Genomic DNA, 14,145 nt, shown 5'->3' with positions numbered 1-14,145 from the left:
TGGGAGGTCTACACAAATGAAAAAAACATGGGTGTTTGCGCTTTTGACGGGTGTTATGCTGACGGCTGCGGCTTGCGGCAACAGCGGCAGCGGTAAGGAAGAGACGAATGGCGGCGGTGCAGCAGAAGCGGGCAGCGGCACATCGAAAGTCGGCGTTGCAATCTACAAATTCGACGATACGTTCATGACAGGCGTTCGTAACGCAATGACGGAATCGGCGAAAGGCAAAGCCGATCTGGACGTCGTAGACAGCCAGAACTCGCAGCCGGCGCAGAACGAGAAAGTGGACTTGTTCATCTCTAAGAAATATAAATCGATGATCATCAACCCGGTTGACCGTACGGCAGCAGGCGTCATCATCGACAAAGCAAAAGCGGCGAACACGCCGGTCGTCTTCTTGAACCGCGAGCCGATCGCAGAAGACATGAACAAATGGGATAAAGTGTACTACGTTGGCGCGAAAGCGGAAGAGTCCGGTACGATTTCCGGCCAACTGATCGTGGATTACTGGAAAGCTCATCCGGAAGCGGATAAGAACGGCGACGGCAAGCTGCAATACGTTATGCTGACAGGCGAGCCGGGCCACCAAGACGCAGAGCTTCGCACGAAGTTCTCCGTACAAGCCATCCAAGACGCAGGCATTCAAACCGAAGAGCTGGCGAAGGATACGGCGATGTGGGACCGCGTAAAAGGCCAAGAGAAAATGCAAGCGTTCCTCGCTTCGCATGGCGACAAAATCGAGGCAGTACTCGCGAACAATGACGACATGGCGCTCGGCGCAATCGAAGCATTGAAAGCAGCCGGCTACTTCAAAGGCGACAAGTACGTTCCAGTTGTAGGTGTAGACGCAACCGCTCCGGCGATCCAAGCACTGCAAGACGGCACGCTGCTCGGTACGGTTCTCAACGACGCGAAAAACCAAGGCGCAGCCTCTGTTGCAATCGCAACGGCACTGGCTAATGGCGAGACGCCTTCGAAAGAAAATGTCGGCTTCGACATTACGGACGGCAAATATGTCTGGATCGCATACAAGAAGATCACGAAAGATAACGTAGCTGACGCTCAATAACATGAACAAGGAGGGGCAGCGGCAGCATCGCGTTGTCCCTCGCTTCTTTCATCGACAAGCTAGCGGGAGGGAAAACAATGAAAGAGCTCAATGTACTGGAGATGCGGGGAATATCCAAAGGCTTTCCGGGAGTTCAGGCGCTCAGCAACGTAACGCTCAAGGTAAAGCCCGGCACCGTACATGCGCTCATGGGCGAGAACGGAGCAGGTAAATCCACGCTGATGAAATGTTTGTTCGGCATCTACAAGCCGGACGAAGGTGAAATTTATATCGACGGCAACAAAATGGCGATTAACAGCTCGAAGGACGCGCTAAACAGCGGTGTATCGATGATTCACCAAGAGCTTCACCCGGTGCCTCACCGGAACGTTATGGAAAATATATGGCTCGGGCGATTCCCGGAATCCGGCTTCGGTCCGTTCAAATTCATCAATCACAAGCGAATGTACGAAGATACATTGAAGCTGTTCCGCGATCTGGAGATCGACATCGATCCGTATGCGCGTACGGGCTCGCTCTCCGTGTCCAAGATTCAATCGCTGGAAATCGCGAAGGCTGTGTCGTTCCATTCGAAGGTCATCGTGATGGACGAGCCTACGTCCTCATTGACTGGCAACGAAGTCGAACAGCTGTTCAGCATCATTAACCGGCTGCGCAAGCGCGGTGTATCCATCATTTATATATCTCACAAAATGGAAGAGATTTTGCGGATATCCGATGAAGTAACGATTATGCGCGACGGCCAATACGTCGGCACATGGGAATCGAATGATTTGACGACCGATCTGATCATTACGCGGATGGTCGGCCGGGATCTGAAAGAGCGGTTCCCGGAGCGGACGAACGTGCCGGGCAGCACGCTGCTGAAGGTCGAGAAGTTGACTTCATCGAACCCGAAGTCGTTCCAGAACGTATCGTTCGAGTTGAAACGCGGCGAAATTCTTGGTCTTGGCGGACTGGTCGGCGCACAGCGGACGGAGCTGATCGAGGCATTGTTCGGACTGCGTTCCGTAGCGTCGGGCTCGTTATCGATTGACGGCAAACCAGTTCGAATCAAGTCGCCTGCCGATGCCAAGAAGCACAAGATCGCCCTTCTTACGGAAGAACGGCGCGTAACCGGTATTTTCCCGGTGTTGTCGGTTTATGAGAATACGATCATCGCGAACCTCGGCCGGTATGAGAATAAGCTCGGTCTTATTAATGAAAGCAAAGGCAAAGCGGATGCGGCGTTGAACGTGGAGAAGTTCCGCACGAAGACACCATCGGTGAATCAGCAGATCCGGTACTTGTCCGGCGGCAACCAACAGAAGGTGCTGCTCGCACGCTGGCTGCTGACCGATCCCGATATATTGCTGCTGGACGAACCGACGCGCGGCATCGATGTCGGTGCGAAATATGAGATCTATTCCATCATTATCGATCTTGCGAAGCAAGGTAAAAGCATCATTATGATTTCGTCCGAAATGCCGGAGCTGCTTGGCATGTCCGACCGCATCATGGTTATGAGCGAAGGACGGTTGAGCGGTATCGTCGACGGCAAACAAGCAACGGAGCAAGAAATTATGCGTCTCGCCGCGCAGCAGCGCAGCAGCGCAACAGCAGGAGGCCAAGCGAATGAACACGCAATTACTGTTTAAAATGAAAGATTATTTGATGCAGCGGGCGATCTTCGTCGTACTCATTGTACTCATAATAGGGATAGCATTCACCGATCCGAACTTCCTGCAGTTCTCGACGTTCATCAACATTTTGCAGCAGTCGTCTACGAGACTTATTATTGCACTGGGCGCAGCGTTTATCCTCATTACAGGCGGAACGGACTTGTCCTCAGGCCGCGTCGTCGGCTTGACGGCCGTCATCTCGGCTTCGATGCTGCAGATCGACACGTATGCGAACCGGTTTTTCCCGGATCTTCCGCATCTGTGGGTCGGCATTCCGGTCATCGTTGGTATTCTCGTCGGTTTGCTCGTCGGTCTGGTGAACGGACTGATCGTTGCCAAGCTTCATGTGCCGCCGTTCATTGCAACGCTTGGCACGATGGTCGGTATCTATGGCCTCAACTCGCTCTACTTCGATATGGATCCGAACAACTCGCAGCCGATCGGCGGCCTTCGTCCCGACTTTATGAAATGGGGCTCCGGCTACTTCGATTTCGGCGGCGGCTACACGCTTCCTTACATCGTCATTATCGCACTTGTCGTTGCCGTCATCTGCTGGGTAGTATTCAACAAAACGCGTCTCGGCAAAAACATGTACGCAATCGGCGGCAACGTACAAGCGGCTCATGTATCGGGCATCAACGTTGCACGCAACTTGATTCTGATCTATGCGATTTCCGGCGGCTTGTATGGTCTTGCGGGTGTATTGGAAGCGGCTCGTACGGGCGGCGCGACGAACAACTACGGCAATATGTACGAGCTTGATGCGATCGCAGCTTGCGTCGTAGGCGGCGTATCGACAGCCGGCGGCGTCGGCACAGTGCCAGGCGTTGCAGCGGGCGTTCTGATCTTCGGCGTCATTAACTACGGTCTGACGTTCGTCGGCGTCAGCCCTTACTATCAGCTCATTATCAAAGGTCTTATTATCGTAGCTGCGGTTGCATTCGACATCCGCAAGTATATGGCTAAGAAATAACGCCATCATCCCATTCTGCTATCATGACTAACGTAATTGGCGGCCAGTATCGTACTGGCTGCCTTTTTATATTAGCTAGCGTTGTTATGAAAGAGATACATACCTAAATGTCATCGAAGGAGACTAGCTATGATATTGCAAATGTACCGATTCTCGCTTGGCAAGAAACTGGCTGTGGCATTCGCTGCGGTATCCATCATCGTCTGTATGGCGGCCGGAACGGCTTATTACTTGTTAACGGAGCTAGATCACAATTATTCGGCTCTGTTCAATCAATATTCGCGGTCCATGGAGACGGTGGCACAGCTGGAAATCGATACGCAGCGGCAGAACAACTTATTGTTCGCTTATTTATTAGAGCCGTCGCAGGAGAAGGAGACACAGCTCGAATCGTTGAACGGCCAACTTAATGAGAGGATCGGTGCGATTCAGGATCAATCGCGAGATCCCAATCAGCAGGAGACGGTTATGGCGCTGGCGGATTCGAACGCCACATTCACGCGGCTGCTCGCGAAAGTGGCGGCTTATGTGAAGGAAGGGCGCCCGGATCTCGCCAAGACGGAAGCGTTAATGTGGTCCATCCCGCTTACCGATACGATGAACGGGGATTCGATGAAGCTGGGCGAAATGGCTGAAGTACAACTACAGAACGAACTCGCCCGCAATAAGGAGACTTCCGGCACCATCGTGTTCATTCTCATCGCAAGCAGTGCGGCGGCGCTTATCCTTGCGGTACTGATTGGATTCGGTTTAACCCGCATGATTGTCAGGCCCATGAGGAGGATGGTTCAAGCGGCGGCCAAGCTGAGCTCAGGCGATCTGACCAGCGAACGAATCGTCGTACGAAGCCGCGACGAGTTAGCCGAGCTGTCGTCGGCTATGAATGACATGCAAAGCAATTGGCGGACGATGATTCGCGAGCTTGGACGGCATACGGTCACAATGGCGGCGTCAACGGACCAAGTGCGCGAGCAAGCCGAGCAGTTTCGATTGTCGTCGGAGCAAGTTTCGGTTATTACGGGAGAAATCTCGTTCGGAACGGAACAGCAAGCGAGCAGTGCGAATTCGGGCGCCGAAGCCGTAGAGCAAATGGCGGAAGGCGTCGGCGCGATCGTCATGCTCGCGGAGGAGTCGAACCGCCATTCGTCGTTCGCGCTGCAAGAGACGGTATCGGGGGAAGCCGCTGTTCAAGCGACTGCCCGGCAGATGAACGTCATTCGCGAGCAAATGAACGATCTGGAGCTTTACATTTCGCAGCTCAGCACCCGCTCCGAACAAATCGTAAGCGCAGCGGCGCTCATTGCGAATATCGCGAAGCAGACGCAGATGCTGGCGCTTAATGCATCAATTGAAGCTTCTCGCGTCGGCGAGCTGGGCAAAGGCTTTGCGGTTGTCGCAGGCGAAGTGCGCAAGCTGTCGGTGCAGACCGGGGCCGCGGCTGCGGAGGTGGCATCGGTCGTGCACGGCATCCGCAGCGAGACGGGGTCGGTTATTCAGGCTGCGCGGTCCGGTTCGCACGAAATCGCGGCAGGCTTGACGCAAGTTGCAGAGACCGGCGCGATGTTCGCCGGTATTCGAAGGGCGGTAGAAGAGGCAGCCGGCCAGATCGGCCGAGTGTCCGAGCAGGCCGGCAATCTGTCGCGCCAGTCGGCTGCCGCAGTCGCTGCGATTCGATCGATTGATGCAGTCGCACAGCAGACGGCGAACGGTTCGCGCGAAGTGTACGCTCATACGGAGGAGCAGACGGCTGGCGCAGAGCAGCTTATGCATGCGATGGACAGCCTCAGTCTGCAAGCTGCCGAGCTGCGGACGATGATCGGGCGATTTAAAGCGTAGGGGAGAGGCGCTGCTTTCTTAGCAATGGGGCGAACGGACGAATAAGAGTTCTCGTAAAGCCCCTTAATTCGTGCGTTCGTCACGATTGCAGCAATTAGGAGACGTTCGAGGTCGCTTATTCGTCTATAGTGGGGTGCTGGAGCGGCGTTCGGCGGTATTAGCTGTCTTTTGCAGACGCTTATATAGATGAAAGAATGAATGCTGCGCAAATAAGGGTCCTGGCAGGACCCCCTTATTTATGCAGCTCGGTAACAAGCTGCGTATTGCGATTATTTTTGTCATCGGTGGAGACAATGTAGGAGATGAATCGAGATGAATTCGATTTTCTGTTGTTTTCTGTTGAATGAATTGGATGACATTGCTGTTATAGGTGTGATAAACTTAGTTTGTTGATTGAATAAACTTAGTTCCACAAATACTGTCTATTTAAGGAGAATGTTGATATGGACAACAAACCGGTCAAACAGAATGAGCCTCTAGTTAAACACATCTATACTGCTGACCCGTCCGCGCATGTATTCGAAGGCAAGATCTACATCTATCCTTCGCACGATATCGATCATGGCGGACCGACGAATGATACCGGCGATCAATATGCAATGGAAGACTACCATATCCTGTCGATTGATGATCTCAATTCGCCAGCAGTTGACCATGGCCAAGCTCTTCATATGAAGGACGTACCATGGGTATCGAAGCAAATGTGGGCGCCGGACGCCGCTTTCAAAAATAATACGTATTATCTGTACTTCCCGGCGCGCGACAAAGACGGCATCTTCCGCATCGGCGTAGCGACGAGCTCCCGTCCGGAAGGTCCATTCAAGCCGGAAGAGAACTACATGGAAGGCAGCTACAGCATTGACCCGGCTGTATTCGTGGACGAAGATGACCGCGCGTACATGTATTTCGGCGGCCTGTGGGGCGGCCAATTGGCGCAATGGCAGACGGGTGAATTCCTGGCTAACGTAGATGAAAAAGACGGTCCTGCTGCTGATGCCCCAGCTATGGGAGCTCGCGTCGTCGAGCTGTCCGACGACATGCTGTCGTTCAAGGGCGAAGTGAAAGAAATTTCGATCGTTGATGAGAACGGCAAGCCGATCGTAGCTGGCGACGAAGACCGCCGCTACTTCGAAGGCCCATGGATGCACAAGTACAACGGATACTACTATCTGTCGTACTCCACGGGTTCGACGCATAAGCTTGTCTATGCGATGAGCAAAAACCCAGAAGGCCCGTTCGAGTACAAAGGTACGATCCTGACGCCGGTTCTCGGCTGGACGACGCACCACTCGATCATTCAATACCAAGACAAATGGTATCTGTTCTACCATGACTGCTCGCTGTCCGGCGGTATAGACCACTTGCGCAGCGTGAAGTTCACGGAAATTCAATACAACGAAGACGGCACGATCCAAATGCTCGACTACGACAACTTGAAATAGTCGATTCTTCTAGTAGAAAAGACCTCCAGTCCCCTGAGTTATAACGGGGCCGGAGGTCTTTTTTCATTGTATGCTGTGAACCGCTGCGGGTACGAGACCGATTTACGCAGGTTTTTTCATCATATAGATCCAACCGGTGAGGAGGAACAGAACGAAGCTGCCGATCAGCGCTGCCGGTGCGATATGGATCGTCAGATCCGGCAAGCCGCCGTCTCCGCGGGGAATCATGGCGAGCATCGGCTGCGCCCATGGATAATAGGGGCCGAACCGGGACGAGTTGCCGATCAGCACGTTCGGAATCGTCAGAACGGCGTTGACCGCGACAGGAGCAGCGAAGCTGTGCAAGGCGGTCGATGCGAACAGTTGAAGCGCGGCGAGAGGCAAGCATGCGATCCAGCCGCCGGCGAAAGAGAGGGCCAGTTCCCGCCAAGGAACAGGCGAAGGGAAGCCGTTGATCCAGCCGACGATCAGCAGAGCGGCTAGAAGGAATAGCTGGGTCAGTGCAACCATGAACACAATCAGGATGAACTTGGCGGCATAAATCTTCGTACGCGGCACCGGCAGCGAGAAGAGCAGCTTCCAGCCGCCGCCTGCGTGCTCGTACCGGCAAATCATAGCGGCATACACTCCGGTTAGAAGCGGCAGAAGAAGCATGGCGTGAAGGATGGAGATGAAAGTGAGCGCGTCCATCCAAGTTCCGGATGCACCGCGCGCTCCTGCAATTAGACCCGTTAATAGCGCGCCTGCAGGGCTAATGGCCATGATGGCCCAGATCGCTGAACGTTTTATTTTGATCCATTCGGATTGCAGCATAGACATCACGGTTCATCGCACATCCTTCCGGACGAAATCGAGCATGCCTGCCGCATAGATGACGAGGCCGAGCGCAATGCCAGCCGGCACATAGAGCCCCGGCTCGTTCACCGCGTAGTCGATCTGCGGCCACTTATACGGAAGCCAGTCGGGAATGCGCGAGCCAGCGAAATTGGCGGTCATCATGCCAACAATGCCGACGGTCAGCGGAACCGCTTGGTTGTGTATCGTGACGGACAACCATACTTGAAGAGCAATAACCGGCAGAGCGGCTAAATAAGGGAATAGGGCGGCTGCGATCAATTGGCCGTATGGAATAGCCGTGCCGAAACCGAGCGATAAGCCGAGTGCGACAGTTAGCGGAATAAGCAAGACGCTAGCGGTCAATAGAAGCAGCGCGGTCAGCAGAAACTTAGCCGCGTACAGGTGGCGCTTCTTGACTGGAAGAGCGACGGTCAGCTTCCAAGCGTTCAGCTGATGTTCAATGCCGGCTGTCATCGAGGCGAGAATGAAGATGCCGGTCAGCAGAGCGGCCAGCGTCAGCCACGCTACAGCCGAAATCAATCCGTCCCATGGTTCGCCCGGCTGCTGGTGGACTAGATAGTCGTACCTCAGCGCATAATTGACCGCCTGCAGCGCGATGACGCCGACGGGCCCAAGCGCGACGAGCGGCCATATCCATTTGCGCCGCAGCTTCAGCAGTTCGACGGACATTAGTCGAATGATCATAAGCTGCGCTCCCCTCCGGTCATTTCGAGGAACAAGCTTTCAAGAGATGCCGTTTGTTCTTCCACGCGGTAAACGTCATAGTGATGCTTCACCAGCAGAGCTACCGCCTCGGCGGTGGATGCGTTGTCGGCACGACCAATGGTCAGGCTCCGGTCGTCCCATTCCGCTTCATATCCGCTTGATCGGAGCAGTGGATAAGCGGAGGCCGGATCATTGACCGTAAACCGGATTCGGCTTATGGCTTGTTCGCGGAGATGGCTGATGCTGTTCTGATAGACCATACTGCCTTTGGCAATGATGCCGACGCGCGTCGCCATCTGCTCCACCTCGGACAGCAGATGGCTGGAGATCAGGATCGTGACGCCTTTCGTACGCGGCAAGCTGATAATGAGCTCGCGAATTTCTTGAATGCCTGCCGGGTCCAATCCGTTCGTCGGCTCATCCAAGATAAGAAGCTCGGGATTGCCAAGCAGGGCGGTCGCGATGCCTAGCCGCTGCTTCATGCCAAGAGAATAGCCTTTCACCTGACGCCCGGCGTCTTTCGTCAGACGGACGATCGCTAGTACGTCGTCGATTCGCTCTTTCGGCACGTCCAGCAGCCGGCGGACAGCCTCCAAATTTTCAACCGCAGTCAAATGTCCGTAATACGACGGATATTCCACTAAGGAGCCTACTTTGCGCAATACGTCCAGCCGATGATTGCGGATATCGCGGTCGAACAGGCGGACCGTACCGCTTGTCGGCTTCGTTAGTCCGAGCAGGAGCCGGATCGTCGTCGTTTTGCCCGCTCCGTTCGGACCGAGGAACCCGTATATATCCCCTCGCTCAATCTTGATATTCACTTCATTAACAACCGCTTTGCCGCTAATCGATTTGGTCAAAGCTTCAGTCTGGACAATAGAATCGGCTATAGTCGTCATTTCCTTCACCTCGGCTTCATCCTATCGGATCAAGGTTAAAGGCAAGGAAGCGTTTCGGTTAAAAATCGTTTAAATCGAATCGTCCGGCCGGATGAGAATGATCGTCCCGGCTTCGCTGCTGCGCACTTCGCTTCGAAGCTGCATATCTTCCAGCATCAAGCTTGCGATCGACAACCCGATGCCAGCGCCCTTGTCCTCGGATTGGCCAGCCATGCCGGGTCCGCGGTCGGCGATCCGAATCTGCCCGCCTCCGTCCGTTACGATATGAAAGGCGATGTAGCGCCCGGACCGCGCATGGCGGAGCACGTTCTGCAAGTAGTTGTCGAGCACGCGCTCCAGCCAGCGCGGATCAACGTGCCAATAAACCGCCGATTCCGGCAGATCAAGGTCGATTACGAAATCGGCCTGTTCGAATGCAGGATACCAGCCGGCGAACTGTATTCTTGCCATCCGGACGACATCGATACTCTTCGGTTCATAGGGATATTTGCCGCTTGAGAGCAGCGTATAAGACAGCAGGTTATCGATAAGCTGTCCTACGTATTCGACTTTGCGGTCGATTAGCCGCAGCGATTGTACGCCTTTCTCGCTTAAGTTCTCTTGTACGAGGGAGAAGGCGTGCCCGCGTATCGTCGTCAGCGGCGTCCGCAGATCATGGGACAGCTTCGCGATAAGATTGCGCCGAAGCTGCTCTTCTTCGGCCTCGCGCAGACGTCCCGCTTCGAGCTGTTCGATCATGGAATTGAACGCAAGCTCAAGCTGGCCGATCTCATCGGTCCGGTCAACGGCAACCGGATTCGGGATGCCTCCGGCTGCCGGCGATGTCATGGCGGATTGCAGCCGAACGAGCCGGGTGCGAATCCGGTTGAAGAACAGCAGCGACATAAGCAGATAAAGCGCAAGAACGAGCAGCATCACCGCCGACACTATTGCGCCGTCCGAGTGGTTCGCGCCTGCGCGCAGGGAGATCATCCGTTCACGGTCCATTTGGAAGACAAGAAATCCTTCCTGCCGGCTTGTCCCGATAAATGCAACGATCGTAAAGATGGTGCCGTTTGCTGCCTCTTTCATGAACTGCACCGTATAATCGGCGTTCCAATGACGGGGTAATAGCTGTTGTTCCGGCAGCTGCAGGCGGGTGTTGCCGCTGCCGTCTACCCAGAACATGCCGGCTTTCGAGTAGACCGTATGCAATCTGCGAAGCTCGCTGTCGATCGTCTCCGGCGCCGCGCCGCCGAGCTTCGCTGCTTCTTCATGCCATATGCGCTCCAATCGGGCGCCGTCGTGATACGGATTATCCTTATCCGCCTGGTCCGCCCACCAGTTCGGCAGTCCGATCATGAGGCCGACAAGCGGGAAGGAGAAGGGGATGAGCAGAATGGCAGAGAGCACGAGCAGCAAGTATTGGGACATGAGCGATCTTCTAAGGCGTTTCGGGAACGATTCCCGTCGTCTAGTGGCAGTGTTCATCGTCTTACCCTATAGCCGATTCCCCGGACCGTCTCGATGATGGTCGGGTGGCTGGGATCAAGCTCGATCTTCTCGCGCAAGTAACGGATGTGGACATTGACCGTCTTATCTCCGTCCATATACGGCTCTCCCCATACCGCTTCGTAGATTTGTTCTTTCGTAAGGATAAGATTCAGATTGCGTATAAAATAAAGCAAAATTTGCAGCTGTTTGGCCGTCAGCTGTATTTCGCCGCCTGTTCGGCTGTCGACGACCGATTGCTGCTCCGGTACGATCACAAGATGTCCGCAGCGGACCGGCTGCATCGCGTCGATGCTGTAGCGCCGCTTCAACACTTCAAGCCTTGCGGCAAGCTCGTCGGGATGAAAGGGCTTGACGAGATAATCGTCGGCGAAGCCGAGTCCTTGCAGTTTGTCTTCCACCGACGAACGGGCGGATAGCATGAGGATGGGCACATGCGGCGCTTCCTTCTTCAACCGCTGGCCGACCGTAAAGCCGTCCAATCCCGGAAGCATGACGTCCAACACGACCAAATCCGCCTGCGGTACATGCTCGAAAGCTTTATTACCGGATAGCAGCCATTCAACCGAGTAGCCTCGTCTCGTCAAATCTTCCGTTACATATCGGCCTATCTCAAGGTCATCTTCGATATAAAGCAAGCGAATGGTCATCGAAATTGAAATCCTCGCCTTCACGATTTTCATGTTCATTTCATTCTAAAGAAAGAACGGAAGGGGAGGAAGTTAAATTTCGTTTAAATCTTTTCTCATCTTAATCCTTGACTTAGAGCAAACTCGAAGTGATAACCTCTTCATAGCCGCTGCAATGATACAGTTTCAACAGCGGCATATGATCAATCATTAAAGGAGAGTTGCTCTATGCAATCGAAACGTAAAGTCGCGCTCGTAACGGGCGGAAGCCGGGGGCTTGGCCGCAATAGCGCGCTTGCGCTTGTTCGCAAAGGCATCGATGTCATCGTCACTTATCATACACAGAGAGACCAGGCCGAGGCGGTCGTTCGGGAAATCGAGGGAATGGGCGGACAAGCGGCAATGCTGCAGCTGGATGCCGGCAACGTCTCGTCGTTCGCTGAGTTTGCAGCGCGTCTGTCGGCTGTGCTGAACGAACAGTGGGGGCGGACGCAAATCGATTATTTGATCAACAACGCAGGCATTGGTTTGAATTCGCCGTTTGCCGAGACGACAGAGGAGCAGTTCGACCGCTTGATGAACATCCATTTCAAAGGCGTATATTTTTTGACGCAGAAGCTGCTTCCTTTCCTGGCCGACCAAGGAGCGATTGTGAACGTTTCGACGGGTTTGACGCGATTCGCTTTCGAAGGCTACAGCGCCTATGCCTCGATGAAAGGCGCGATTGAGGTAATGACGAGGTATTTGGCGAAGGAGCTTGGACGACGCGGCATTCGGGTTAATGCCGTTGCTCCGGGAGCGATTGCGACTGATTTTGGCGGAGGCCAGTTGAAGTCCAACGCAGGCATGCGGGACCATATCGGTTCGCTTACCGCGCTTGGCCGGGCGGGAGAGGCTGACGATATCGGCGGTGTCGTGGCATCGCTATGCACGGATGAGATGGGCTGGGTGAACGCGCAGCGGATCGAAGCTTCCGGCGGCATGGTATTGTAATAGAGTAGAACGCCGGCCGTTTCGCGGGCGAAGCGCTGGGAGCTGTCTTAGCTAACGGGCATGTTGCTTCCAATGTGTGGTAATATTGAGGCACTCATAGCAAGAGGTGATTTTATGATTAATCTTTATCTCGATGACTTAAGAGACTGCCCCGAAGGTTTTATTGTGGCTAGGACTTTTGCAGAAGCGGTGAAAGTATTTCGGGAAAATCCTATAAATTTGCTGTCGCTTGATCATGACTTAGGTGAGGACGAGAACGGAAACGAATTGCCTAATGGGTACGATTTCGTTAAGTTTTTTTGCGAAAATGGTTTGAGGGCCAATAAAATATATCTACACACAGACAATCCCGTGGGTCGAAAGAATATGTATGAAACACTACTTGCCGCGCAACGCAGAGGATTTATTGATGCCGATATTGAGATATTCCATTATTCAATTACACCAAACAAGTATTCAGGATACTGATAATGCGTTAATTCGCGCGTCAATAAGTCGAGGGCAACATTAAGCTAAAGGGAAACTATAGCTCAATTCAGACATAACGGCAGCCGGCCAACGATCGGCTGCCGTTTCTCAACTAACGGTCAGGATAGTGAGTGACAGTACTTTTGAGATGCCGAGGGACGGGCAGAAAAGTTGAGCTACAGTTCCATCGGTAACTTCAACTCGTTAGAGTAATGTTGAAAAATAAGTGTTGCATGCATCTGAGTGGAAGGATAAAATTGGAAAAATAATATTCAGGAAATGGATGGGAGAGTATTATGTATCCAATTAAATTGATTTTGTTTGATCTAGATGATACACTTTTACACTTTGCCGACTATTGGGAAAATAGTGTTAAGGACGCGTTCAGAAATCATTTTTTCACCAGTGAAATGAATAGTAACGATTTATTTGAAGTCTTTAGTAATGTGGAACAATTCTTAGTAAAGAAATTAGATAGCAAACAAATTTCTTTTGACGAATATCGGACTAAACGTTTTCTCTATTCTATGGATCAAATGGGGAAAACAACGGATGTAGAAACGGCAATTGACTTTGAAATGTTCTACCAATCAATAAGTAAAAAGCATATGAAGCCTAATGTAATGATAAACAAAACCATTAAGGATCTTAGTAATTATTATCAAATAGGAGTATTGACGAATGGAAGCAAAGGGTGGCAGGATGATAAATTGGAGGCAATCGGATTAGATGGTATCATTCCAAAAGAGTATGTGTTCATATCCGAAGTTATAGGATATGAAAAACCTAGCCCAGAAATTTATCATTATGTTCTAAGTATGACTTTTTTGCCACCAGAACAGGTACTTGTCGTGGGCGACTCTTGGACAAATGATGTTGCGGCTCCAATACAAGAAGGGTTGAAAGCTATATGGTTAAATAAGAAGAATCATCAAGTGCCTCAAGAGCCTCGCCCTCTAGCAGTGATTACCGAAATAGAGGAGTTACGTGCGATTTTGTTGTCACACGTAGGGGACTATCCCCTTGATTGAGTACCTTATTCGCGCTATTCCACTAACGGGAAAAGATAGCACAACATAACACAAAGGCAGTCGACCAGTTATGATCGACTGCCTTTGTTC

The 14,145-nt window shown here is 52.7% G+C and carries 13 protein-coding genes; 8 read left to right on the top strand and 5 right to left on the bottom strand.

What is annotated here, in order from left to right:
* Window positions 1-16: 16 nt before the first annotated feature.
* The 5 genes from PKO01S_RS08750 (at window position 17) to PKO01S_RS08730 (ending at window position 6,981) form a co-directional block, all read left to right on the top strand.
* Window positions 17-1,069 carry a galactose ABC transporter substrate-binding protein gene (locus PKO01S_RS08750; RefSeq protein WP_127530951.1) on the top strand — a complete coding sequence of 351 codons (1,053 nt, stop codon included), beginning with the start codon at window positions 17-19 and terminating at the stop codon, window positions 1,067-1,069.
* A gap of 77 nt (window positions 1,070-1,146) precedes the next feature.
* Window positions 1,147-2,706 carry a sugar ABC transporter ATP-binding protein gene (locus tag PKO01S_RS08745; protein ID WP_127530950.1) on the top strand — a complete coding sequence of 520 codons (1,560 nt, stop codon included), beginning with the start codon at window positions 1,147-1,149 and terminating at the stop codon, window positions 2,704-2,706.
* Window positions 2,684-3,703, top strand: a complete 1,020-nt coding sequence (gene mglC, locus PKO01S_RS08740) for a galactose/methyl galactoside ABC transporter permease MglC (RefSeq protein WP_127530949.1) — start codon at window positions 2,684-2,686, stop codon at window positions 3,701-3,703. Before PKO01S_RS08745 ends, mglC begins: the two co-directional genes overlap by 23 nt.
* Before the next feature lie 129 nt (window positions 3,704-3,832).
* Window positions 3,833-5,539, top strand: a complete 1,707-nt coding sequence (locus tag PKO01S_RS08735; protein WP_246070501.1) for a methyl-accepting chemotaxis protein — start codon at window positions 3,833-3,835, stop codon at window positions 5,537-5,539.
* A gap of 443 nt (window positions 5,540-5,982) precedes the next feature.
* The gene (locus tag PKO01S_RS08730; protein WP_127530948.1) at window positions 5,983-6,981 is read left to right on the top strand and encodes a glycoside hydrolase family 43 protein; all 999 of its coding nucleotides are present in this window, start codon (window positions 5,983-5,985) and stop codon (window positions 6,979-6,981) included.
* 102 nt (window positions 6,982-7,083) lie between these two features.
* On the opposite strand, the gene PKO01S_RS08725 is transcribed toward PKO01S_RS08730, so the two are convergent.
* From PKO01S_RS08725 to PKO01S_RS08705, 5 genes are all read right to left on the bottom strand, one after another.
* Complete coding sequence (locus PKO01S_RS08725; RefSeq protein ID WP_246070507.1) at window positions 7,084-7,800, bottom strand: ABC transporter permease; 717 nt, start codon at window positions 7,798-7,800, stop codon at window positions 7,084-7,086.
* Between the two features lie 6 nt (window positions 7,801-7,806).
* The gene (locus PKO01S_RS08720; RefSeq protein ID WP_246070500.1) at window positions 7,807-8,523 is read right to left on the bottom strand and encodes an ABC transporter permease; all 717 of its coding nucleotides are present in this window, start codon (window positions 8,521-8,523) and stop codon (window positions 7,807-7,809) included.
* Window positions 8,520-9,434: an ABC transporter ATP-binding protein gene (locus PKO01S_RS08715; RefSeq protein ID WP_127531031.1), complete on the bottom strand. Its 915-nt coding sequence runs from the start codon at window positions 9,432-9,434 to the stop codon at window positions 8,520-8,522. Before PKO01S_RS08715 ends, PKO01S_RS08720 begins: the two co-directional genes overlap by 4 nt.
* A 78-nt stretch (window positions 9,435-9,512) precedes the next feature.
* The gene (locus PKO01S_RS08710) at window positions 9,513-10,856 is read right to left on the bottom strand and encodes a HAMP domain-containing sensor histidine kinase (RefSeq protein WP_246070499.1); all 1,344 of its coding nucleotides are present in this window, start codon (window positions 10,854-10,856) and stop codon (window positions 9,513-9,515) included.
* A gap of 53 nt (window positions 10,857-10,909) precedes the next feature.
* The gene (locus tag PKO01S_RS08705; RefSeq protein ID WP_127530945.1) at window positions 10,910-11,584 is read right to left on the bottom strand and encodes a response regulator transcription factor; all 675 of its coding nucleotides are present in this window, start codon (window positions 11,582-11,584) and stop codon (window positions 10,910-10,912) included.
* 207 nt (window positions 11,585-11,791) lie between these two features.
* On the opposite strand from PKO01S_RS08705, the gene PKO01S_RS08700 reads away from it, so the two are divergent.
* The 3 genes from PKO01S_RS08700 to PKO01S_RS08690 all read left to right on the top strand — a co-directional run bounded on the left by PKO01S_RS08700 (window position 11,792) and on the right by PKO01S_RS08690 (window position 14,055).
* Window positions 11,792-12,556: an SDR family NAD(P)-dependent oxidoreductase gene (locus PKO01S_RS08700; RefSeq protein WP_127530944.1), complete on the top strand. Its 765-nt coding sequence runs from the start codon at window positions 11,792-11,794 to the stop codon at window positions 12,554-12,556.
* A gap of 114 nt (window positions 12,557-12,670) precedes the next feature.
* Entirely contained in the window at window positions 12,671-13,024 is a 354-nt protein-coding gene (locus PKO01S_RS08695) for a cyclic-phosphate processing receiver domain-containing protein (protein WP_127530943.1), read from the top strand.
* Window positions 13,025-13,320: 296 nt separating this feature from the next.
* Window positions 13,321-14,055 (top strand): HAD family hydrolase, encoded by a 735-nt coding sequence (locus tag PKO01S_RS08690; protein ID WP_127530942.1) that lies wholly within the window; start codon window positions 13,321-13,323, stop codon window positions 14,053-14,055.
* Window positions 14,056-14,145: the final 90 nt, after the last annotated feature.

It is taken from the genome of Paenibacillus kobensis NBRC 15729 (assembly GCF_004000825.1).
In the GTDB taxonomy this organism is placed as follows: Bacteria; Bacillota; Bacilli; order Paenibacillales; family Paenibacillaceae; genus Paenibacillus_T; species Paenibacillus_T kobensis.
Note: the sequence above shows the minus strand (reverse complement) of the source record. Positions and strands in the feature narration are given on the sequence as shown.

Excerpts from the sequence above, each read along its gene's own strand:
- PKO01S_RS08710 (WP_246070499.1), bottom strand. The coding sequence starts at position 10,856 with ATGTCCCAATACTTGCTGCTCGTGCTCTCTGCCATTCTGCTCATCCCC.
- PKO01S_RS08695 (WP_127530943.1), top strand. The coding sequence starts at position 12,671 with ATGATTAATCTTTATCTCGATGACTTAAGAGACTGCCCCGAAGGTTTT.
- PKO01S_RS08720 (WP_246070500.1), bottom strand. The coding sequence starts at position 8,523 with ATGATCATTCGACTAATGTCCGTCGAACTGCTGAAGCTGCGGCGCAAA.
- PKO01S_RS08690 (WP_127530942.1), top strand. The coding sequence starts at position 13,321 with ATGTATCCAATTAAATTGATTTTGTTTGATCTAGATGATACACTTTTA.
- PKO01S_RS08700 (WP_127530944.1), top strand. The coding sequence starts at position 11,792 with ATGCAATCGAAACGTAAAGTCGCGCTCGTAACGGGCGGAAGCCGGGGG.
- PKO01S_RS08745 (WP_127530950.1), top strand. The coding sequence starts at position 1,147 with ATGAAAGAGCTCAATGTACTGGAGATGCGGGGAATATCCAAAGGCTTT.
- PKO01S_RS08725 (WP_246070507.1), bottom strand. The coding sequence starts at position 7,800 with ATGTCTATGCTGCAATCCGAATGGATCAAAATAAAACGTTCAGCGATC.
- PKO01S_RS08730 (WP_127530948.1), top strand. The coding sequence starts at position 5,983 with ATGGACAACAAACCGGTCAAACAGAATGAGCCTCTAGTTAAACACATC.
- PKO01S_RS08735 (WP_246070501.1), top strand. The coding sequence starts at position 3,833 with ATGATATTGCAAATGTACCGATTCTCGCTTGGCAAGAAACTGGCTGTG.
- PKO01S_RS08705 (WP_127530945.1), bottom strand. The coding sequence starts at position 11,584 with ATGACCATTCGCTTGCTTTATATCGAAGATGACCTTGAGATAGGCCGA.
- mglC (WP_127530949.1), top strand. The coding sequence starts at position 2,684 with ATGAACACGCAATTACTGTTTAAAATGAAAGATTATTTGATGCAGCGG.
- PKO01S_RS08750 (WP_127530951.1), top strand. The coding sequence starts at position 17 with ATGAAAAAAACATGGGTGTTTGCGCTTTTGACGGGTGTTATGCTGACG.